The organism is Cecembia rubra (genome assembly GCF_003014575.1).
In the GTDB taxonomy this organism is placed as follows: Bacteria; Bacteroidota; Bacteroidia; order Cytophagales; family Cyclobacteriaceae; genus Cecembia_A; species Cecembia_A rubra.
In genome coordinates this window covers 1,054,145-1,074,747 of the sequence record NZ_PYGF01000001.1, presented here as the reverse complement: position 1 = coordinate 1,074,747, position 20,603 = coordinate 1,054,145, and the positions used below count along the sequence as shown (strand labels likewise).

The window sequence follows — 20,603 nt, the reverse complement described above, 5'->3', positions numbered from 1 at the left end:
ATTTAGGCTATCCGTCCAAAATTAATCTTTGTCTAAGTAAACACAAAGGAATACTTCAGATTGCATCCTTTTTAATTGAGGACTGAGGGAAATCTTGGGGATTAATTATATTTGGATTCCACAAACCCCGCTATGAGTAAAAAAGCAGAAATTGAATCTAGAATATTAGAGACTGCCTACAGGCTTTTTTTGGTTCAGGGATACCGGAAAACCACCATGGATGATATTGCCCAAGAATTATCCATGAGTAAAAAGACCCTGTATAAATATTACCCTGGAAAAATGGAATTATTGGCAGCCACTTTTGATATCCTGAAGAATAAGCTTTCTATAAAAGTGGAAAGTCTGGTGGACAATAAATACATTTCCTACCCGGCTAAATTGAAGTCCATGTTGACCATTTTGGCCACAGACTTGGCACCTATAAATTCAGAATTACTGGAAGATTTAAGGGAGCATACTCCAGAAATTTGGAAGGAAATACAGGAATACATCAGACAGTCAGCTTACCTTCGTTTTCAAAAGCTGATACAAGAAGGAGTTGACAAAGGTTTTGTTTCCTCACAAGTAAATGTAAGCCTGGTGGTTCTAATGTATGCTTCTACCATTCAAAATCTTATAGATCCCAGGTTTTTATCCCAATTTCCTGATGAAATGAGTCAAAAACTAGGATTAAGTACAGCTGAAATTTATGATCAGATTATACAGGTCATTTATCAGGGAATTTTGACCGATGAATCCAAGGATGAATTCCGAAAAGTTTGATCACTTCCAAATCATCCAATTCCCTATCTTTGCAATCCATGAAACAGAAATCATTTAAAAGATATACCATTACTGCTGCTTTGCCTTATGCCAATGGCCCCCTTCATATAGGGCATTTGGCTGGCTGCTATATTCCATCTGATATTTATGTCAGGTACCTTAGGTCCAATGACAAAGATGTTGCTTTCGTCTGCGGATCGGACGAGCATGGAGTAGCCATCACGATCAAAGCAAGGAAAGAAGGACTTTCACCACAGGAGGTTGTAGACAGGTACCATAAGATGATGAAGCAAAGCTTCCAGGAATTTGGGATCAGCTTTGATCATTATTCCCGGACTTCAGCCAAAATTCATCATGAAACTGCTTCTGAATTCTTCAAAGATCTTTACGAGAAGGGGGAGTTTCTTGAACAGGCCACCCAGCAATATTTTGATGAAGAGGCGGGTCAGTTTTTGGCCGACAGGTATATAGAAGGAACATGTCCCAAGTGTGGGAACGAGGGAGCCTATGGTGACCAATGTGAAAAATGTGGGTCCTCACTCAGTCCTACAGAATTGATCAACCCAAAATCCAAATTGTCCGGGAGTACTCCAGTACTAAAAGAAACTAAGCATTGGTTTCTTGACCTGGCCAGGTATACTGATTTTCTGAAAAACTGGATTTTGGTTGAACATGAATCTGATTGGAAGAATAATGTGCTTGGACAATGCAGGTCATGGCTTGAAGCAGGAGAAGGACTTCAGGCAAGATCTATGACTAGAGACATGGACTGGGGAATCCCTGTCCCGGTAGAAGGAGCAGAGGGAAAAGTGCTATATGTGTGGTTTGATGCTCCTATAGGTTACATCTCTTCCACTAAAGAATGGGCAGCAGAAAAAGGAATTGATTGGGAACCTTATTGGAAGGATGAAGATACCAAACTGGTACATTTTATCGGAAAGGACAATATCGTTTTCCATTGCATCATATTTCCGGCAATTCTCAAAACACATGGAGGTTATGTACTTCCTGAAAATGTGCCGGCCAATGAGTTTTTGAACCTGGAGGGTGATAAGATTTCTACTTCAAGGAATTGGGCGGTTTGGCTGCATGAATACCTGAAGGAGTTTCCCGGAAAGCAGGATGTACTCCGTTATGTACTTACAGCCAATGCTCCGGAAACCAAGGACAATGACTTTACATGGAAAGATTTCCAGTCAAGGAATAACTCTGAACTTGTTGCTATTTTCGGGAATTTTGTGAATCGGGCCGTGGTTCTGACTCATAAGTTTTTTGAGGGGAATGTTCCTGATTTAGGGGAATTGCAGCAAATAGATAAGGAAGTGTTGGAGGAGTTGAAGGTTTTTCCTGAAAAAATCGCTTCCTCAATCGAGCGGTACAGATTCCGTGAAGCGCTTTCTTTTGTAATGGATTTTGCCAGGATGGGCAACAAATACCTGGCAGATACCGAGCCGTGGAAAACTATAAAAACAGATAACGATAGAACCGGTACTGTTCTAAATATTGCCTTAAATATTGCTGCAAATCTAGCTATTGTAACAGAGCCTTTTCTGCCTTTTACTTCGGCAAAGATCTTTGAAATGTTCCAACTTCAAGGTTTAAAGTGGCGGGATGCAGGCACACATGATCTGCTTCAAGGAGGTGCCAAGCTAAACCAAGCCTCTTTGCTTTTTGATAAAGTAGAAGACAATGTAGTAGAAGCACAGGTGAATAAACTACTGGAAGCCAAAAAACAAAATGAGCTGGCAAATGCTCAGGTTGCGCCAATGAAAGAAATCATAACTTATGAGGATTTCGCTAAATTGGATATGAGGATAGTCCAAATATTGGCAGCAGAGCCGATGCCGAAATCCAAGAAACTTTTGAAACTGACAGTTGACACCGGTCTTGGAAAGAGAACAGTTTTGTCGGGTGTAGCAGAACATTTCAGTCCGGAGGACCTGATCGGTAAGCAAGTAGTTATGTTGATCAATCTGGCCCCCAGAAAAATGATGGGTATAGATTCAGAAGGTATGATTTTGATGGCAGAAGATAGAGATGGAAGTTTGAAGCTCCTACAGCCTCATCAGGCTTTGGCTAATGGGGCAACGATTTCTTAATGACCTCATTCTTTGGAAAAAGAATGAATATCAGGCATAAGGCGAATGATTTCTAATGCCTGATTTTTTATTTTCATTTGAAAGATATTTTTTGGAACCATTTTCGGGTAAGCATAGTATTTAGAGGTGAGCTAGACAAAAACATATGAATCTATTGGGTGCCTCTATATTCCTATTGGCGATTTTATTATTTTCCACTTTTTTGAACTGGTACGTCTTTCAGGCCGTAAAAACACTTTCTCAGGGGATTTCCATTGAAAAGTACAAAAATGCAGTACATATAGTTTATTGGCTGATTTTTGGAGGTATTTCGGCATGGTATGTCTATACCTTTATCAAGATTTTCATTACAGGGGAGTTTACCTTATCCACACAGACTTTATTGAATGTATTTCTAACTGTTGTGGTTACTCAATTGGTTTGTGTTGTGTTTCTTTTCACAGAGGATTTATTTAGAAACATCCAGGCAGGTGTAATCTACCTGTCTAATGGAGCACAGAATTTTGTGTTTCCCGGAAGGAAATTATGGGTGAGTTTGCTTGCTGTAATTGTGGCTATGATTCCATTTTTCAGTTTCGTATATGGAATGGCTTTTGGAAAACATAATTTTAAAGTACATAAAGAAACTATTTATTTTGAAGATTTACCTGAAGCATTTGATGGGTTTACAATTACTCAAATTTCTGATATCCATATTGGAAGTTTTAAAAATCCGGATCATGTTCAAAAAGGCATAGACTTGGCTATTGGGCAGGAATCTGATTTATTTGTCTTTACAGGAGATCTGGTGAATCACAGGGCTGATGAAATGGACCCGTTTATTGGCCAATTTTCGAAAATAAAATCTCCTTATGGTCAATTCTCAATCATTGGAAACCACGATTATGGGGATTATATATCATGGCCTAACAAAGAAGCCAAAGAAAATAATTTTAAAGAATTTTTAAGTCAACATGAGAAAATTGGCTTTCGCTTGCTTAGAAATGAGCATGTAAGGATAGAAAAAGAGGGTCAATACCTAGTACTACTGGGAGTAGAAAATTGGGGTGTAGGCTTTGGGGCAAGAGGGGATCTGGAAAAAGCATTGGAAGGGACTTCTACTGATGAATTTAAAATTTTGCTTTCACATGATCCCTCCCATTGGGATGAGGAAGTAAAAAAAATGAAGAACATGGTTCACCTGACCCTTTCCGGGCATACCCATGGAATGCAATTTGGTATTGAAACGCCGATTATCCGTTGGAGTCCGGTACAGTATAGATATCCAAATTGGGCAGGTTTGGCATCTTTTAATGGAAGGTACCTATATGTGAACCGCGGCTTTGGTTTTCATGCTTTTTCCGGAAGGGTAGGTATTTGGCCAGAAATTACTGTTATTGAATTGAGGAAAAAATAAAAATTCCTTGGTTTTCAGAGAGATGGCTCATTTTTTTCTTTTGTTTTAAAACCAAGCATATGGTGCTTTGGTTAATAGCTGATGAGATTACTTCTTTTCAGTCTTTTGATGCTTGGGATGATTGGGGAGAGACCCAAAAAACTCGAGGATTTTAAGTGGAAAAACCGGATTGTACTTTACTTCCCTCAAAGCCCTACACTTTTTCAAGAATTGAGTTCTGAATTGAATATGGGGATAAGAGAGAGGAAAATACACTACTTTGTTTTTGGTGAGCAATTGAATACAAATTCCGAAGTAGATTTTTCGAAAGCGTATGTGGCAGAATTAATCAAAAAATATAAATCCAATTGTAAAGATGATTGTTGGGTTCTTATAGGGCTTGATGGGAGTATTAAATTAAGAATGGATGGAGAATTGGATTGGGTTTATATTTTTAAAACGATAGATAGCATGCCAATGAGAAGGTCAGAAATTGGGTGAAAACATGATTTATTCATTTATAATCTGGATAATTTTGCTAATTATAGATAAAAAATACCCTATACTGGGTATTTTTTTTAAGATTCGTAAGGATTAATTTTGAGCATAATCACTTGCTTATGAAATTCTTTTACATTTCCACTGAAAGTAACCAAAACGGCATTTATGAAATTCATGACAGGAGTTGTTTTTCATTGCCGCCTGTCGAAAAAAGAGATTATGTAGGGCATTTTCAACATGCAAAAGAGGCATTGAAAAAAGCCATTCACTTTAATCCCAATGCCTCTCTATGTCCCCATTGTTGTCAAAAGGGAGCAAAAAATATTTTTAAGAGTTCCAATCAGACTCTAGAAAAATAATTATTTGTTTAATACTGTTCCAACATGTATTGAATGATATCTGTGGTGGTAACGATTCCGATTAGTTCCTCATTTTCAACGACAGGAAGTGCGTGGAATTCTTCACTTGCAAAGATTTCTGCTACTTCTCTTATGGAGTCCTCAGATTTTACAACTTTTGGTTTCGAGGTCATTACCTGAGGAATACTTAAAATCTCCAATACTGCCTCATCTGCACCTTCCTGGTTTTCAAATAATGCCCCAAAAGTCAACCGATTGATGTCCGTCCTACTTATAATGCCTGCAATTTTCTTTCCTGAAAGTACCGGTACATGTCGGATCTTATGTTTTCTAAATAGGGCGACCACATCCTGTAGGCTATCATTTTCCTGTACAGCATAGACTTTGCTGGTCATAATCTTGCTGACTGGCTCTCTCTTTTTCATGGCTAAATGGTTTTAAGTTTATTGTTCTAAGCTATTTTAATTCTTTGAAATAAACCCTGATATAAATCACATAAGGCATTGATTTTTGTGACTTTGGACTTTATGTACAATGTGGAATTTTATTATTGGCCTGAATAAACCGATTTCATAACCCAATAAATTTTGCCTATATGGTTTTCTTAAAAAAATAAAACTCCTGTAAAACAGTTGTCTACAGGAGTTTTTTCTTTTACAACAATAGTCGGGGTGACAGGATTTGAACCTGCGACCACTTGCACCCCATGCAAGTACGCTACCGGGCTGCGCCACACCCCGAATTGGTTTCGAAATTAATATGGTTCAGCTATTAATTCCAAAAAATAAGGCATTAAAATTCAAATTGGTTTTTTCCTACAAACCTCCAGAATAATGTTCTTTGAACATAACATTGATTATCAATCAATAGTCGCCAGGAGTTCCTCAAGTACCATAGATGGATTTCTGAGGGCTGTAATTTTTTCCAATTCGATTTCTTTCTGCAGCTTGATTTCCAATTCATATATCAATCCATCCACAAATACCTTATCCATGTTCAGTTCCTGGAAAAAATCGGCTGTTTTTTTCTTCCCGGTCAGTGGGATTCCATAAGTTTGAAATACTTCAATTGCTTTTTTCTTTTTTTCGAAATTTTTCATAGTGCTAGGCCAATAAAAATGAGTTATTTTTTATGGATGACGGCAAAAAAGTCTTTGACGTTGCTTTAGATATGTGAATTTTTCTAAAAATAATTTATCTTAAATTTACCGTCCCGCTGAAAGCAAAGATTAATGCTTTTAATCAGGGAGAGCTTATATATGCTTTCCAATCCTCCTCAGTGTCAATATCAGATAATAGAACGAGTGTTTGATAGCTGATATTGTTTGACTTGAGGTATTGGATAGACAATTCCATAACAGAATCTGTACTCCAAGGTATTTTTTCAAACAGGCCCTCATGTAATTTTTTCAGCCCCAATAAATAATAGCCGCCATCCATTGCCGGTCCAAACACCACCTCATTAAGGTCCAAAAGTGTAGCTGCATCAGTTAATAGGGATGGAGAAATTTCAGGACAGTCAGTTCCTATGATTATTACTTTTTGGTAACCTTCAGAAAACACATCTTCAAAGGCGCACCTCATTTTTTCTCCAAGGTCATTTCCTTTTTGTAGTCTAAAGAATATTTTTCCGTGCTTTGGTTTCCAAGACACATCTTCCAGATAATCAGAATAGTATAAAAAGATATCACTGTCTGGCACTAGGGAAAGTTGCTCATGGGTTTTTTGAACCAGGATGCGGTAAATCTCGAGGGCTTTTTCATCCCCCAACTGCTTTGCGATTCTGGTTTTAACCCTACCTAAAACCGGGTTTTTTTGAAAGACAATGATGGCTGTATTTATTGCATTCATTAAGCTGTAGCACCTCCGCAACTTGATCCTGCTCCGGCTGTGCAGCCAAAGCAATGTTGGTTGATGACAATTTCTCTATTGTTTAGGATTTCAAGATTCCAATCTTTGATATGCTGACTGTTTTGGCAGGATACTTTCAATTCCAGCATCTGGTTGAAATCACAATCATAAAGGTATCCGTCCCAACCAACAGATATGGTATTCCTGCACATGACATTGGATGCAGCTATAGGATTATAAGCCTCTATGAGCTTTTCCATATAGCTTTCATAGTTACCACTTCTCAAAAGGTACTCCAAAAATCTGCTTATGGGCAAATTGGTAATCGTGTATAGGGAATTGAAAGAAATGCCATATTGGCTTTTTAACCGCTTTTTGAATTCCGTCTCCAAACCTTCCTGAGAACCGGGAAGGAATGCGCCAGCCGGATTATAAACCAAATTCAGCATCAGTCCCGAATTTTCCTGACCGTAACCAACCATATTGAGCATTTGAAGTGCTTTGATGGATTTTTCAAATACACCTTCTCCTCTTTGGGCATCCGTTTTAATCGCAGTAAAGTAGGGGAGAGACGATACCACTTCAACTTGGTGTTGCCTGAAAAATTCAGGAAGATCCTTGAATTTAGGATTAGCCAAAATAATGGTCAAATTACAGCGTACTATGATAGTGGCCTTTGGTTTAAGTTGGCGGATTTTTTCCACAAACCACTTGAAATGGGGGTTCATCTCTGGGGCTCCTCCTGTAAGGTCAACAGTACCTACATCATGTTTTTTAATGACTTCCAGGCATTCCTGCATGGTTTCGAAGGCCATGATTTCTTTTCTGTCTGGGCCCGCATCCACATGACAGTGTTTGCAGACCTGGTTGCACATTTTACCCAAATTGATCTGTAATATTTCTATTTGGGTCGGCAGTAGTGGATACAAACCGCATTCTGCCAGTTTCTCAGAGAAGGAAATTCCAGTCTTTTGGGACTCTAGCAGCTGCAGTTCATATTGGGTATTGGATAATGGGTGATTTTGTGCCTTAAGCGACTTCATTACATAGAAATTTCTTTGACTTTGTTCATCATTTGGGTGCTATGTACCAGCGATGCGCCAGCGCGGATAGCAGCAGCCACATGCACTGCCTCCATCATTTGTTCTTCGTCGCATCCTTTTTCCATGCCGTCCACGGTGTAGGCATCTATGCAATAAGGACATTGAATGGCATGGGCAACGGCCAATGCAATTAGTGATTTTTCCCTTGCTGTAAGGGCGCCTTCTTGGAAGACTTCTCCATAATAAGCGAAAAATTTGTCTGCCATTGATTTTTGAAATTCACCAATTTTTCCAAATTTCTTTAAGTCTTCCGGGTCGTAATATGTTTTCATAGTAAAGATTAAATTGAGATATTAAATATGTTCATTCCGCTTTTACGCTCCAATGTAAGGAAAATGTTTTCATTTTTCTTTGGGTTATAGGCTCAAATAAGCTGGATTTGCTAATATCTTGTTGAAGTCCATGGAGATAAAATCAAACAATCACCCATTTATGTGTTGTAGGGTTGGGATATTTGTTACAACTTTGTAGCATTATGGAAGCATGAGAATTTTCAGCGAGTATGTATACTTACTTCTAAGGATTTTAATTTTAGAAATCAATTTTTGATTTAGAAAAGGACTATCATGACTTTCCGAAATTTTATAAATCATTTTAAAAAAGCCGTTGGCGGCAAAGAGACTGATTTTACAAGTATCAGTATCAAGAAAGCCATTTTTTACTTATCCATTCCTATGATTTTGGAAATGGTTATGGAATCCCTGTTTGCTGTTGTGGATATATTTTTTGTAGGCAAATTGGGGGTATATGCTGTAGCTACGGTAGGATTGACTGAATCTGTTTTGACAATCATTTACTCCATTTCAATTGGCTTGAGCATGGCAGCGACTGCAATAGTAGCAAGGAGAATAGGAGAGAAACAACCTGATGCAGCTTCTTCAGCAGCCTTTCAGGCCATAGTGGTATGTTCGTTTTTTGCAGTTGTTGTGGCTGTTTTGGGTGTAGTCTATGCCAAAGAGCTTCTGAGCATAATGGGAGGGGAAATTGAGGTGATCAATTCTGGGCACCGGTATACTCAGATTATTTTTGGAGGTAATGTTTGTGTAATGCTGTTGTTTTTGATCAACGGTATTTTCAGAGGTGCTGGTAATGCCGCTGTTGCCATGCGGGCACTGTGGATTGCCAATGGCTTCAACATAATATTGGATCCGTTATTAATTTTTGGTCTTGGACCTATTCCTGGAATGGGTTTGGAAGGGGCAGCATGGGCCACTACCACAGGTAGAGGTATTGGCGTCTTGTATCAGTTTTACATCCTCCTCAATGGGAAGTCCCTCATCAAGTTTACCATGAGGAACATCCAAATGAAGCTAAGTACAATCTGGACCATACTCAAAGTGGCTTCAGGGGGGATGGGGCAATTTCTCATTGAATCTGCTTCCTGGATTTTATTGATGAGGATCATATCTGAATCTGGTTCGGTTGCCTTGGCCGGTTATACCATTGCAGTTCGCTTGATTATCTTTGCACTGTTGCCAGGCTGGGGGCTTTCCAATGCGGCAGCCACCTTGGTTGGTCAAAATCTTGGAGCTTTGCAGCCTGGAAGGGCAGAACGTTCGGCATGGTTGGCAGCCCATATTACTGCTGTTTTTTTAGGAATATGTTCAATAATTTTCATAGGTGGGGCAGGTTTTTTTATAGGGATTTTTAATGATGACCAAGGAGTAATAGAAATTGGCCGATTGGGACTTACCATTATTTGCCTGGGATATATCTTCTTTGCCTATGGAATGGTCATGACGCAATCACTCAATGGGGCTGGTGATACCAGGACCCCCACAATCATTAATCTAACCGTTCTTTGGGGCTTTCAAATTCCTTTAGCCTATATTTTGGCAAATCATTTCGGATTAGGTGCAGTAGGAGTCTTTATAGCGATTGCACTGAGCCATTCTCTCCATGCTGTTGTCAGCACTTTGGTATTCCGTAGGGGAAGGTGGAAATTGGTGCAGTTGTAAACCATTGGGAAGTTTTGGTAATTGTTATAACTTGCCAGGATGATGCATGAAGATATTCTTGAAAATTTCAGGACTTATGTTCCATTTACCAAAGAGGAGGTCAAAGATTTTTTTGGTAAAGGAAAAAAGTAAGAACAAGGTCAACTCCAGCTGGGAGAAAAATTAGAAGAACTTGATTCACTATTTAGGGCGTGCTGATAACGCCAACTAACGAATAAATTCTTTAAATTTTGATGAATATCCCATTTAACAAGTATTATCTTTTTAAGCAGGTGCAAGCTTATTCAATGAGCTAGCTTCATTTGCGTGCTCCTGAAAATTTCAAAACTCGAAATTTTTAGGCTAGCCTCAGGCATACCATCTTCTTCATTGGACTCAATCAAAGTTTAAGCATACATCTTCATTTGCCCAGTTTGAATCTGGTATACCTGTGACTTTTTCAGCAAGCCTTATTTAGTCCAAAAGTAGCTTTCTAATATTTGGGAATTTATCTTTCTAACTTGGAGATAATATGAAATTGAGAATGATCAATATTCATTTCAATCTTTAACCTTTATTGAAACCTTTATATATTTTTATTTTGAATCCGTTTCTAAGACAACATACACTTGACCTAGATTTTGCAATTGACTCCACGGAACCGTTACTAAAAGATATTCTTTTGAATTGGGTTGAACATGATAAGATGAAATTTCATAAGATGTACAGGAACAATGCGGATTTATTGATGAGATTTTTATTTCAGAATAACTTTTATTTTCAAAGTCCAATCTCACATTTATATTGTTTTGTACATCTTTATTTTCTTCAGATACATAATATACCTCGTGTTGAAAGTTAATCCATTTAGTAAATTAAATCACAGAACAGATATACTTTTAACAATAAATACTTTACCAAGCAAGGTCATAAGATTTTAGTGTTTTTATGACTTCTTGAATATAGGCAGAATTCTTTGCCAAGTAATCTTTGGATGCAGCGTCGTCACCTTTGAATTTCTCATGGTAAGCATAACTATCACTTACAAGTTTTAGTGACTTATTTATCTGGAAGGCATATCTTGCCCCGGAACTGGCTTGAAGCCTAGAGAAGATTGCAGCATTATATATGTAATCTGGATTTTGAGTATAGACACCGAATGAGCTGAAGAGTCCATCTTTTTGTGGGGGATTCAAATACCTCTCAGGGAGGGATACCGTTTTGGGGAAGTCATGAACTACACAACTGATGTCCGTAATCTCAGCTTGATCATCGATTTTGTATTCCAAATTTGAAAAGAATGCAAAATCCTGATCTTGGATAAAGCTGATTTCACCTGATAAATCATAGTCAATGCCGTTTGGGGATTTAAATGGTTGCTTGATTATTCCTATTTTCTTGATGCTACCATCTGCATTGATATGCACTTCTACATCAAGGCCTGCTATATAGAAAATCTCTGCATCTTTTTGGACAAGTCTAGCTAACTCCCACTTTGAATTCTTTGATCTAAGGATATTTAGGAGTAAGTCCTGAGTGAATGTCGATACTAGCGCCATTTTAGATTTGATTGGAAGCTCTAGTTCAGGCGCTACTCTCAATGTACTATGCTGTGCCAAAAAACCCATGTAACCCAAATGAAACCTGTCATTTTTTTTACTCCTATCCTTCAAGCCACCTAAAGTCATTATGCCAAAACTCTCCAATTGGTAACTTGGGTTAGATTCACTCATAAAGCTCTTAACTATATGGACATTATCTGACATTAATTGTATTTGCTTTTTTGCCCGATTGATAAGTTCACTGTCTTTGTAGCCTTTTATTTCTGACTCAGCCATTTCTATCACCATAGGCGTAAGTTGGATGATGTTTTCATCAGTTTTCAGGTCAGAAAGGCAGAAGTTCCTGTCTTCAAAACCAAGGTATCGTATAGTGTAGTCACAATGATCATCTTGGCGATCAATGGTCACTTTTCCATACTTGTCACCTATGAGTACACTATTATCATTACCTATTGATAAGGTGAAAAATGGCAATGGCTGATGATTTTCATCAACAACAGTCAATACCTGAGATAAAACCTCGAATGAATAAACGACTAACAAAACTGTAGATAATACTCTCATAGTCATAGTTTAAATTTAAATATCCCCAATATATCTTTCTCTTCATCTATAAGCCCATCTGCGTAGTAATAATCTCCGATTTTACCCAGTACTTGAAATCTCTCAGGTACTTCTACATCTCCTATAAGTACATGGTTTTGGTATATTTGAAGTCTAGCTGTACCCTGATCGATTCCCTGAGGATAATAAGTCCTGAAAGTGATATTCTCTTGAATATCATGGTGTAGAAAATGATAAAATCCAGCCTTCCTTAGATCAGATGAATAATTATCTAACGCATCATCAATGGTTTTAGTTTTTGGATAACTAACATTCACATTTTTGCCCTCCACCCCATACTTATACAAGAGGTTGCCGTCCTGATCATAGGCATGTATCAAAGGATCAATGGCATAAGAAACGAAGAGAACGTCTTCATTTTGGCAGAAAAATGAAAAATCAAAATTGGGAACAAATAACTGGTTAAGATATACTTGAGATCTTGTCACCATTCCTTTACCAATTTGCTTGGTCTTCAAGTCATATTTTCCGAATACATAGACAGTTTTGTAATACTCCTCAGAAATGTATCCGTTTAAATCTGGATGACTCATCGTCATTGGAATAAGGATCTCATTAGCTTGCTCATTTAGGATAAATGGAGTATAGTAGCCACCAAGTTTCCAATCGATTTCATAAAGACCGAGCATCTCCGCAGTAGGCTTGCTGAGCATGTCTTCATAGGATTCGGTGTAGTCCCATTCAATTGGATAAGCATCTACTTTTTGAAAATTGTCATCAAATACTACAAACTGAAAATTATCAAGAATTAGATGTTGTCTATCTAAAGAAAATGGCAGAAAACCATGAATTACATTTTGATTGTTTGGCCCTTGTCCCTTTCCTAAGTAGCTTCCTAGCATTGATCCATCTTGATCATATGCTGTGATGGTACTGAAAATCTGATCTACAAAGAACACTTGATCTTTGGCAACTTGAAAGAACCCTACTCCTGAGAAATAATCTTTTTCCATAATCAAGGTATCAATGGTTAAAGCACGAATACTTATATCTTGTTCTTGAAATATTCGCACAGTATTCTGATCCTTGAAACTACATCCTATGCACAAGAGGATTAGTAGTGAGAAAGAAAAACTTTTCATATTAGATACTTTAAAGAATTTATAAATTAAAGTTATGCTTTTAGGAACCTGTTAGAAACAGCATACATATAAATTGATCCATAATAATTTTAAAGGCTAAAGCATTTAGCTTTAGCCTTTGTCAAATTAATCAGTTGGACAGTTTGAAGTAGATGAAGAACAATCTCCTTGACCACACCTTGCTCTAAAAGTGATTAAGTTCACTCCATAACAATCGCCAGATTTACAACGACATAAATTCTCCTCTGGATGAGGAGGCCAATCAGGTAGTTCAATTGTTTGAGCTGAAAGTGGATTAAAACTCATAAAACCTAATCCAAGTGCAAGTAATGTTATTTTCACTTTTCTCATGATTATAAAATTTAATTTGTTAATAAATTGATTAAAAAGATTTTAGCGCTCAAAACCTGCACTTAACATATCCCCCCCCTAATTAAAAATCAAGTTTTACTTAAAAATATAATTCATTAAACCTCCTAACAATTTGATTATCAACTGTAAAAATTTTGGATAAAATATTTAAATTTAAATAAAATATTGACTTATAGATGGTTTTAAATTTTATAATATGAAAACGTTAACTTATGAAATCAATTTTTTAAAGTAGGGGGAATTACCGCTAACTTCAGACTGTAAAAAAAATCTCTACTATTTCTTAGTTCAACTATTTCACACCTATCCCCCCGAATAGCGGGGATCCCTCTGAAATTAGTGATTTTGGTTGTAATTGCCTGCCCGCCCTAGGAGGATTTGATGACCACTAACAAATTTCCATGAACAATATTCAGGGAATAGCCTGCTTCCATCATTTGCTCTTCATCTCAACCTTTTTCCATACTGTCCACAGTATAAGCATCTATGCAGTACGGACACTGAATGGCGTGGGCTACTGCTAGCGCAATGAGGGATTTTTCCCTGGCTGTCAGAGCTCCTTCCTTGAATACTTCACCATAATAGGCGAAAAATTTATCAGCCATGGATTTTTGAAATTCTACTATTTTGCCAAACTTCTTCAGGTCTTCAGAATCGTAGTAGGTTTTCATAGTTTATTCTTAAAGGTTATTGATTGATTCAAAATTGATATAATAGATCTCAAATTATAACTTCCAAAAATTGGTAAATTGTTTTTAAAGGCAAGGGTATATTTTCAGACTTTTATTTTAAAGAGGACACTTGCTATATATTCCCTCATTCATGTGTTGTACTTGGTGTTTTTTTCGGTCAACTTTGTGTGCGGTTTTGTAATCGTTTCTAAAATTTTATTGAATTCGGGAAGATACCTATCCCATGGGGCACTTTCTTAACAGGAAATAAAAGGCTACTATGACTTTCAGGACATTTTTCCAGCATTTTAAAGCAGCCTTAGCAGGTAAGGAGGAGGATTTTACCCAAATCAGCATCAAAAAGCCATTTTTTACTTATCCATTCCTATGATTTTGGAAATGGTTATGGAATCCCTGTTTGCTGTTGTGGATATATTTTTTGTAGGCAAATTGGGGGTATATGCTGTAGCTACGGTAGGATTGACTGAATCTGTTTTGACAATCATTTACTCCATTTCAATTGGCTTGAGCATGGCAGCGACTGCAATAGTAGCAAGGAGAATAGGAGAGAAACAATCTGATGCAGCTTCTTCAGCAGCCTTTCAGGCCATAGTGGTATGTTCGTTTTTTGCAGTTGTTGTGGCTGTTTTGGGTGTAGTCTATGCCAAAGAGCTTCTGAGCATAATGGGAGGGGAAATTGAGGTAATCAATTCAGGGCACCGGTATACTCAGATTATTTTTGGAGGGAATGTTTGTGTAATGCTGTTGTTTTTGATCAACGGTATTTTCAGAGGTGCTGGTAATGCCGCTGTTGCCATGCGGGCACTGTGGATTGCCAATGGCTTCAACATAATATTGGATCCGTTATTAATTTTTGGTCTTGGACCTATTCCTGGAATGGGTTTGGAAGGGGCAGCATGGGCCACTACCACAGGTAGAGGTATTGGCGTCTTGTATCAGTTTTACATCCTCCTCAATGGGAAGTCCCTCATCAAGTTTACCATGAGGAACATCCAAATGAAGCTAAGTACAATCTGGACCATACTCAAAGTGGCTTCAGGGGGGATGGGGCAATTTCTCATTGAATCTGCTTCCTGGATTTTATTGATGAGGATCATATCTGAATCTGGTTCGGTTGCCTTGGCCGGTTATACCATTGCAGTTCGCTTGATTATCTTTGCACTGTTGCCAGGCTGGGGGCTTTCCAATGCGGCAGCCACCTTGGTTGGTCAAAATCTTGGAGCTTTGCAGCCTGGAAGGGCAGAACGTTCGGCATGGTTGGCAGCCCATATTACTGCTGTTTTTTTAGGAATATGTTCAATAATTTTCATAGGTGGGGCAGGTTTTTTTATAGGGATTTTTAATGATGACAAAGGAGTAATAGAAATTGGCCGATTGGGACTTACCATTATTTGCCTGGGATATATCTTCTTTGCCTATGGAATGGTCATGACGCAATCACTCAATGGGGCTGGTGATACCAGGACCCCCACAATCATCAATCTAACCGTTCTTTGGGGCTTTCAAATTCCTTTAGCCTATATTTTGGCAAATCATTTCGGATTAGGTGCAGTAGGAGTCTTTATAGCGATTGCACTGAGCCATTCTCTCCATGCTGTTGTCAGCACTTTGGTATTCCGTAGGGGAAGGTGGAAATTGGTGCAGTTGTAAACCATTGGGAAGTTTTGGTAATTGTTATAACTTGCCAGGATGATGCATGAAGATATTCTTGAAAATTTCAGGACTTATGTTCCATTTACCAAAGAGGAGGTCAAAGATTTTTTTGGTAAAGGAAAGTATGTAAAATACCGAAAAAATGAAGTTTTGGTTGAAAAAGGCGATCCGGTATCTCCATTTATTTTTATCAGGAAGGGTTGCCTTATGACTTATTACAGCGATAGCAAAAATTTCAACCATGTGATACAATTTGGACTGGATAAGTGGTGGACTGGTGACCTTCAGAGTTTTATGCAGGGAACGCCTTCCAGTTACACCATTAAAGCCATGTCTGATACAGAAGTTTGGACTTTAGATAAGAATGCTTTTGAAAGCTTATGTGCAGAGCACCCTTCCTTTGAAAGGTACTTCAGGATACTTTTTCAAAACTCCCTTATCAGCCATCAAAAGAGAATCATCAGGAATATTTCATTTTCAGCAGAGGAAAAATACCTGACTTTCGTAAAAAACTTCCCCAAGCTGGAACTTTTAATCGCCCAAAAATACATTGCATCCTATTTGGGGATTACTCCGGAGTTTCTCAGTATGATCCGAAGAAAGTTGGCCAATAAAGCTTAAAAAATTAAAGTAATTTAATAAATCAAGGCAAAGTCAGTTAAACTCTCAAAAAAGGAAAACATCTGGTAGAAGGCTTAAGTTGAAAAATCATATTTATTAACTTAAACCCATTAGCCAAATGACGAATCCAGCTGAATACATCAAGGGTATTCATCACCTTACGGTAAGTGTGGGCTCTGCCCAAGATGACATTGATTTTGTTACCCAAGTTTTGGGAATGCGGATGATTAAGCAGACAGTACTTTTCGATGGATCCGCAAGTATTTACCACCTTTACTATGCCAATGCAGATGCTGAGGTAGGCTCCGTTTGGACTACTTTTCCCTTTAAAAAGGCCGGAGTTTATGGAAGAAAAGGTTCAGGTCAAATAGAGACTTCTTCCTTTTCTGTACCAACTGATTCTCTTAAGTTCTGGGTAAATCATTTAAAAAATCATGGCGTAGAGAATTCGGGAATCATCGAACGATTTGGTCAAAAGATGATCAGCTTTGAAGACCGTTCCGGAATAGGAATGGCAGTAGTAGGGGTAGATAATGACCATAGAAATGCCTGGCAGACAGATGAAATTTCTAAAGAAAATGGAATCAGGGGCATTTTCGGAGCTACAATCCGAACGAGGGACATCATTGAAATGGATGCATACATGACCAAAATGCTTAACTTCAAAAAAGTAGGTCAGGATGGGAATTTTCATCGCTATCACATCAAAGAGGGCGGAGCAATGAAAACCATTGAATTGCATCATGTACCTGATATGGAGCAAGGTTCTTGGACTTTCGGGGTGGGTATTCCTCATCATATTGCCTTTGCGACAGAAAAGGATGAACACAATCTGGAACTGAAGGCTTACATTGAAGGATTTGGATATACAGATGTGACCGAGTTGAAGGATAGGAATTATTTCCACTCTATTTATAACAGAACCCCATCTGGAGTTCTGTTTGAATATGCGACTTCCGATATTGGTTTTGCAATAGATGAACCAGCAGACCTTTTGGGTCATCAGTTATTGCTGCCACCCATATTTGAATCCAGAAGGTCTGAAATTGTGAAACCTTTAGAACCTATACAGCTTCCAAAATATCTCAACAAGTAATTTGGATGGTATTCCCTTAAAGAAGTCTCTTACTGGGGCTTCTTTATTGTATTTCTTTAATGATAAAGCTTAAAAAAACACATGCTTGATAAATTTCAACCCTTGTCATTTTTGATCCAAAATCATATCCATGATGGAGATCAAATTGCCATGGAGGGTTTTACTCATTTAATTCCATTTGAAGCAGGTCATGAAATTATCAGACAAGGTAAAAAGGAGCTCACTCTGATCAGAATGACCCCTGATTTGATTTATGACCAATTGATAGGAATGGGACTGGTGAAGAAGGTGGTTTTTTCATGGGGGGGCAATCCAGGAGTGGGTTCTCTTCACCGATTGAGAGAAGCTGTGGAAAAAGGGATACCTACTCCACTAGAAATTGAAGAACATAGCCATGCTGCAATGGCCTGTGCCTATCAGGCAGGAGCTTCAGGTTTGCCCTTTGGTGTATTAAGAGGATATACCGGAACAGATCTGGCCAAAGAAAACCCTGAGTACATCAAGGGGGTTACTTGTCCATTTACAGGGGAAAAATTAGCTGCCATAAAAGCAATTAGACCCGATGTAGGGATCATTCACGCCCAGCAGGCAGACAAAAAAGGAAATATTAAAATCTGGGGTATTACCGGAGTACAAAAAGAAGTAGTCTATGCTTCCAAGAAGGTACTTGTGACAGTTGAAGAAGTTGTGGATGAACTGGATACCCAGAACCAAGGAATTGTCATTCCTCATTGGTTGGTAACAGGCGTTGCTTTGGCCCCAAATGGTGCTCAACCCTCTTATGCCATGGGCTATTACAAAAGAGACAATAGTTTCTACAAGCAATGGGATGAAATTTCCAGAAGCCAGGCAAACTTTGAGGAATGGATGAATGTGCATGTTCTTTCCAAAAGTGTAAACCAAATCCCCTAAAACCAGCAATCAAAAAATTCAATGGAATACACCAAAGAAGAAATGATGATCATAACTGCTTCCCGATTACTTCAAAATGGGGAAGTTTGTTTTGTAGGAATAGGACTTCCGAGTACTGCATGTAACCTGGCCAGGTTGACCCATGCACCTGATATTGTCCTGATTTATGAGTCCGGGACAATTGATACCAAGCCACATCTACTCCCCCTTTCTATTGGGGATGATATTTTGGCTGAAACAGCCAGCACAGTAGTTTCTGTGCCTGAAATTTTCAATTACTGGCTTCAGGGAGGAAAAGTGGATGTGGGTTTCCTTGGCGGAGCACAAATTGATAAATTTGGGAATATCAATTCTACAGTGATTGGACCATATAAAAAACCAAAAGTCCGCTTACCAGGTGCCGGTGGGGCGCCTGAAATAGCTTCCAATGCGAAGAACACCTTCGTGATCATGAAACACAACATAAGGGCTTTTGTAGAAAAAGTGGATTTTATCACATCAGCAGGCTACCTTAATGGGGGGGATGAGAGGAGAAAAATGGGAATCCCTGGAGAAGGGCCCCAATGTATCATTACAGATATGGGTATCCTAAGACCGAATCCTGAATCAAAGGAATTTGAACTGACTTCAATTCATCCGGGAATCAGCATACAGGAAATAAAGGATAATACCGGATGGGATTTGAAAATATCTGAAAACCTAGCGGTGACAGAAGTACCGTCACTGGAGTACTTACATGTACTGAGAGATTTACAATATAGAACGTCTATCGCCCATACCCATTCCCAAAAATGAGAAACGTATATATCATTGATGCAGTCAGGACCCCAATTGCAAAGTTTAAAGGGGGGCTATCCTCAATGCGGGCAGATGACCTGGCGGCTTATGTCATCAAAGGTTTGATGGATAGATTTCCCGAACTACCAAAAGATGCCTTAGATGATGTGATTTTGGGTTGCCATAATCAAGCGGGTGAAGATAACCGGAATGTTGCCCGAATGGCGTCCTTATTGGCAGGGCTTCCGGTATCGGTTCCAGGAGAAACCATTAACAGGTTATGTTCTTCCGGCTTATCGGCTGTTGTTCATGCCAAAAGGGCAATTATGGCAGGTGACGGAGATTTGTTTATTGCAGGAGGGGTGGAGCATATGACCCGCGGACCCTATGTGATAGCAAAACCGAGCTCTGCCTTCGGTAATGACGCCCAGATGTATGACTCAAGTTTTGGTTGGCGTTTTGTTAACCCAAAGATGGAGAAAATGTATGGTTCAGATCCTATGGGAATTACCGCTGAGAATTTGGTAGAGATGTATGGTATTTCCAGAGAAGATCAGGATTTATTTGCTTATCAAAGTCAGATGAAAGCAGCTTCGGCTAGAGAAAATGGACGGTTGAGCAAAGAGATAATTCCAGTGGATATAGCTTCCAAGAAAGGTGAAATTCTTCGGTTCGAAGAAGATGAATTTATAAGGGAAGATACTACTTTGGAAAAATTGGCAGCATTGAAACCAGCTTTCAAAAAGGATGGGACTGTAACTGCAGGGAACGCATCCGGTCTGAATGATGGTGCTGCTGCAATGTTGATAGCCTCTGAAGATGCAGTTGTAAAATACGGATTAAAGCCAAAAGCCAGGATTTTGAGTTCACAAGTAGTAGGAGTGGAACCGAGAATCATGGGTATTGGCCCTGTCGAAGCTGCAAATAAAGCCTTAGCAAAAGCAGGGTTAAACTGGGAAGACATGGACGTGATTGAACTCAACGAGGCTTTTGCAGCACAATCTTTGGCCTGCATTAGGGAATGGAAATTAAAGGACAATGATCCCCGTATCAATCCCAATGGAGGAGCCATAGCACTGGGACATCCATTGGGTATGACTGGAGCCCGGATTTTACAAACTGCAGTAGAGGAGCTAGTACTCCATCAAAAAAAGTATGCAATCGCCACACTTTGTGTAGGTGTTGGCCAGGGTTATGCCGTGGTTGTTGAACGGGTATCCTGA

The 20,603-nt window shown here is 38.7% G+C and carries 21 protein-coding genes, 1 tRNA gene and 1 pseudogene; 12 read left to right on the top strand and 11 right to left on the bottom strand.

The window, feature by feature from the left end; translation table 11 throughout:
• The first annotated feature begins 132 nt into the window (after window positions 1-132).
• The 5 genes from CLV48_RS04590 (at window position 133) to CLV48_RS04570 (ending at window position 5,099) form a co-directional block, all read left to right on the top strand.
• Window positions 133-765 (top strand): TetR/AcrR family transcriptional regulator, encoded by a 633-nt coding sequence (locus CLV48_RS04590; RefSeq protein WP_106566006.1) that lies wholly within the window; start codon window positions 133-135, stop codon window positions 763-765.
• A gap of 38 nt (window positions 766-803) precedes the next feature.
• Window positions 804-2,864 (top strand): methionine--tRNA ligase, encoded by a 2,061-nt coding sequence (gene metG / locus CLV48_RS04585; protein ID WP_106566146.1) that lies wholly within the window; start codon window positions 804-806, stop codon window positions 2,862-2,864.
• A gap of 145 nt (window positions 2,865-3,009) precedes the next feature.
• Window positions 3,010-4,260 carry a metallophosphoesterase gene (locus CLV48_RS04580; RefSeq protein ID WP_106566005.1) on the top strand — a complete coding sequence of 417 codons (1,251 nt, stop codon included), beginning with the start codon at window positions 3,010-3,012 and terminating at the stop codon, window positions 4,258-4,260.
• An 81-nt stretch (window positions 4,261-4,341) separates the two neighbouring features.
• Window positions 4,342-4,740: a DUF4174 domain-containing protein gene (locus CLV48_RS04575; protein WP_106566004.1), complete on the top strand. Its 399-nt coding sequence runs from the start codon at window positions 4,342-4,344 to the stop codon at window positions 4,738-4,740.
• 119 nt (window positions 4,741-4,859) lie between these two features.
• Entirely contained in the window at window positions 4,860-5,099 is a 240-nt protein-coding gene (locus CLV48_RS04570) for a hypothetical protein (RefSeq protein WP_106566003.1), read from the top strand.
• Window positions 5,100-5,107: 8 nt separating this feature from the next.
• On the opposite strand, the gene CLV48_RS04565 is transcribed toward CLV48_RS04570, so the two are convergent.
• The 6 genes from CLV48_RS04565 to CLV48_RS04540 all read right to left on the bottom strand — a co-directional run bounded on the left by CLV48_RS04565 (window position 5,108) and on the right by CLV48_RS04540 (window position 8,324).
• Window positions 5,108-5,524 (bottom strand): CBS domain-containing protein, encoded by a 417-nt coding sequence (locus CLV48_RS04565; RefSeq protein WP_106566002.1) that lies wholly within the window; start codon window positions 5,522-5,524, stop codon window positions 5,108-5,110.
• 241 nt (window positions 5,525-5,765) lie between these two features.
• Window positions 5,766-5,839, bottom strand: a tRNA-Pro gene (locus tag CLV48_RS04560).
• A 119-nt stretch (window positions 5,840-5,958) separates the two neighbouring features.
• Window positions 5,959-6,198 (bottom strand): acyl carrier protein, encoded by a 240-nt coding sequence (locus CLV48_RS04555; protein WP_106566001.1) that lies wholly within the window; start codon window positions 6,196-6,198, stop codon window positions 5,959-5,961.
• A gap of 142 nt (window positions 6,199-6,340) precedes the next feature.
• Complete coding sequence (locus tag CLV48_RS04550) at window positions 6,341-6,949, bottom strand: TIGR04282 family arsenosugar biosynthesis glycosyltransferase (RefSeq protein ID WP_106566000.1); 609 nt, start codon at window positions 6,947-6,949, stop codon at window positions 6,341-6,343.
• Window positions 6,949-7,992, bottom strand: coding sequence for an arsenosugar biosynthesis radical SAM (seleno)protein ArsS (gene arsS / locus CLV48_RS04545; protein ID WP_106565999.1), 1,044 nt, complete (start codon window positions 7,990-7,992; stop codon window positions 6,949-6,951). Before arsS ends, CLV48_RS04550 begins: the two co-directional genes overlap by 1 nt.
• The gene (locus CLV48_RS04540) at window positions 7,992-8,324 is read right to left on the bottom strand and encodes an arsenosugar biosynthesis-associated peroxidase-like protein (RefSeq protein ID WP_106565998.1); all 333 of its coding nucleotides are present in this window, start codon (window positions 8,322-8,324) and stop codon (window positions 7,992-7,994) included. Before CLV48_RS04540 ends, arsS begins: the two co-directional genes overlap by 1 nt.
• A 294-nt stretch (window positions 8,325-8,618) precedes the next feature.
• Here CLV48_RS04540 and CLV48_RS04535 point away from each other — a divergent pair, with 294 nt between their 5' ends.
• Window positions 8,619-10,010, top strand: coding sequence for an MATE family efflux transporter (locus CLV48_RS04535; protein WP_106565997.1), 1,392 nt, complete (start codon window positions 8,619-8,621; stop codon window positions 10,008-10,010).
• A 575-nt stretch (window positions 10,011-10,585) separates the two neighbouring features.
• On the opposite strand, the gene CLV48_RS20885 is transcribed toward CLV48_RS04535, so the two are convergent.
• The 5 genes and pseudogenes from CLV48_RS20885 to CLV48_RS04515 all read right to left on the bottom strand — a co-directional run bounded on the left by CLV48_RS20885 (window position 10,586) and on the right by CLV48_RS04515 (window position 14,300).
• Window positions 10,586-10,792 (bottom strand): hypothetical protein, encoded by a 207-nt coding sequence (locus CLV48_RS20885; RefSeq protein WP_425430709.1) that lies wholly within the window; start codon window positions 10,790-10,792, stop codon window positions 10,586-10,588.
• A gap of 111 nt (window positions 10,793-10,903) precedes the next feature.
• Window positions 10,904-12,115 carry a hypothetical protein gene (locus tag CLV48_RS04525; RefSeq protein WP_106565995.1) on the bottom strand — a complete coding sequence of 404 codons (1,212 nt, stop codon included), beginning with the start codon at window positions 12,113-12,115 and terminating at the stop codon, window positions 10,904-10,906.
• 2 nt (window positions 12,116-12,117) lie between these two features.
• The gene (locus CLV48_RS04520; RefSeq protein WP_245889482.1) at window positions 12,118-13,128 is read right to left on the bottom strand and encodes a hypothetical protein; all 1,011 of its coding nucleotides are present in this window, start codon (window positions 13,126-13,128) and stop codon (window positions 12,118-12,120) included.
• A gap of 255 nt (window positions 13,129-13,383) precedes the next feature.
• On the bottom strand, window positions 13,384-13,608 hold the full coding sequence (locus CLV48_RS20370) for a hypothetical protein (RefSeq protein ID WP_146140065.1): 225 nt from the start codon (window positions 13,606-13,608) through the stop codon (window positions 13,384-13,386).
• 389 nt (window positions 13,609-13,997) lie between these two features.
• A pseudogene (locus tag CLV48_RS04515) lies at window positions 13,998-14,300 on the bottom strand (arsenosugar biosynthesis-associated peroxidase-like protein).
• A 387-nt stretch (window positions 14,301-14,687) separates the two neighbouring features.
• Between CLV48_RS04515 and CLV48_RS04510 the strand changes: the two are divergent.
• From CLV48_RS04510 to pcaF, 6 genes are all read left to right on the top strand, one after another.
• On the top strand, window positions 14,688-15,971 hold the full coding sequence (locus tag CLV48_RS04510) for an MATE family efflux transporter (protein ID WP_342748286.1): 1,284 nt from the start codon (window positions 14,688-14,690) through the stop codon (window positions 15,969-15,971).
• A 39-nt stretch (window positions 15,972-16,010) separates the two neighbouring features.
• Window positions 16,011-16,595: a Crp/Fnr family transcriptional regulator gene (locus CLV48_RS04505; protein ID WP_106565994.1), complete on the top strand. Its 585-nt coding sequence runs from the start codon at window positions 16,011-16,013 to the stop codon at window positions 16,593-16,595.
• Window positions 16,596-16,713: 118 nt separating this feature from the next.
• Entirely contained in the window at window positions 16,714-17,691 is a 978-nt protein-coding gene (locus CLV48_RS04500) for a VOC family protein (protein WP_106565993.1), read from the top strand.
• A gap of 81 nt (window positions 17,692-17,772) precedes the next feature.
• Window positions 17,773-18,603 carry a CoA transferase subunit A gene (locus tag CLV48_RS04495; protein WP_106565992.1) on the top strand — a complete coding sequence of 277 codons (831 nt, stop codon included), beginning with the start codon at window positions 17,773-17,775 and terminating at the stop codon, window positions 18,601-18,603.
• Between the two features lie 21 nt (window positions 18,604-18,624).
• On the top strand, window positions 18,625-19,398 hold the full coding sequence (locus tag CLV48_RS04490) for a CoA-transferase subunit beta (RefSeq protein ID WP_106565991.1): 774 nt from the start codon (window positions 18,625-18,627) through the stop codon (window positions 19,396-19,398).
• The gene (gene pcaF / locus CLV48_RS04485; protein WP_106565990.1) at window positions 19,395-20,603 is read left to right on the top strand and encodes a 3-oxoadipyl-CoA thiolase; all 1,209 of its coding nucleotides are present in this window, start codon (window positions 19,395-19,397) and stop codon (window positions 20,601-20,603) included. The genes CLV48_RS04490 and pcaF overlap by 4 nt, the downstream gene beginning before the upstream one ends.

Coding starts and splice junctions, on each gene's coding strand:
- CLV48_RS04590 (WP_106566006.1), top strand. CDS start 133: ATGAGTAAAAAAGCAGAAATTGAATCTAGAATATTAGAGACTGCCTAC.
- metG (WP_106566146.1), top strand. CDS start 804: ATGAAACAGAAATCATTTAAAAGATATACCATTACTGCTGCTTTGCCT.
- CLV48_RS04580 (WP_106566005.1), top strand. CDS start 3,010: ATGAATCTATTGGGTGCCTCTATATTCCTATTGGCGATTTTATTATTT.
- CLV48_RS04575 (WP_106566004.1), top strand. CDS start 4,342: ATGAGATTACTTCTTTTCAGTCTTTTGATGCTTGGGATGATTGGGGAG.
- CLV48_RS04570 (WP_106566003.1), top strand. CDS start 4,860: ATGAAATTCTTTTACATTTCCACTGAAAGTAACCAAAACGGCATTTAT.
- CLV48_RS04565 (WP_106566002.1), bottom strand. CDS start 5,524: ATGAAAAAGAGAGAGCCAGTCAGCAAGATTATGACCAGCAAAGTCTAT.
- CLV48_RS04555 (WP_106566001.1), bottom strand. CDS start 6,198: ATGAAAAATTTCGAAAAAAAGAAAAAAGCAATTGAAGTATTTCAAACT.
- CLV48_RS04550 (WP_106566000.1), bottom strand. CDS start 6,949: ATGAATGCAATAAATACAGCCATCATTGTCTTTCAAAAAAACCCGGTT.
- arsS (WP_106565999.1), bottom strand. CDS start 7,992: ATGAAGTCGCTTAAGGCACAAAATCACCCATTATCCAATACCCAATAT.
- CLV48_RS04540 (WP_106565998.1), bottom strand. CDS start 8,324: ATGAAAACATATTACGACCCGGAAGACTTAAAGAAATTTGGAAAAATT.
- CLV48_RS04535 (WP_106565997.1), top strand. CDS start 8,619: ATGACTTTCCGAAATTTTATAAATCATTTTAAAAAAGCCGTTGGCGGC.
- CLV48_RS04525 (WP_106565995.1), bottom strand. CDS start 12,115: ATGAGAGTATTATCTACAGTTTTGTTAGTCGTTTATTCATTCGAGGTT.
- CLV48_RS04520 (WP_245889482.1), bottom strand. CDS start 13,128: ATGGAAAAAGATTATTTCTCAGGAGTAGGGTTCTTTCAAGTTGCCAAA.
- CLV48_RS20370 (WP_146140065.1), bottom strand. CDS start 13,608: ATGAGAAAAGTGAAAATAACATTACTTGCACTTGGATTAGGTTTTATG.
- CLV48_RS04510 (WP_342748286.1), top strand. CDS start 14,688: ATGATTTTGGAAATGGTTATGGAATCCCTGTTTGCTGTTGTGGATATA.
- CLV48_RS04505 (WP_106565994.1), top strand. CDS start 16,011: ATGATGCATGAAGATATTCTTGAAAATTTCAGGACTTATGTTCCATTT.
- CLV48_RS04500 (WP_106565993.1), top strand. CDS start 16,714: ATGACGAATCCAGCTGAATACATCAAGGGTATTCATCACCTTACGGTA.
- CLV48_RS04495 (WP_106565992.1), top strand. CDS start 17,773: ATGCTTGATAAATTTCAACCCTTGTCATTTTTGATCCAAAATCATATC.
- CLV48_RS04490 (WP_106565991.1), top strand. CDS start 18,625: ATGGAATACACCAAAGAAGAAATGATGATCATAACTGCTTCCCGATTA.
- pcaF (WP_106565990.1), top strand. CDS start 19,395: ATGAGAAACGTATATATCATTGATGCAGTCAGGACCCCAATTGCAAAG.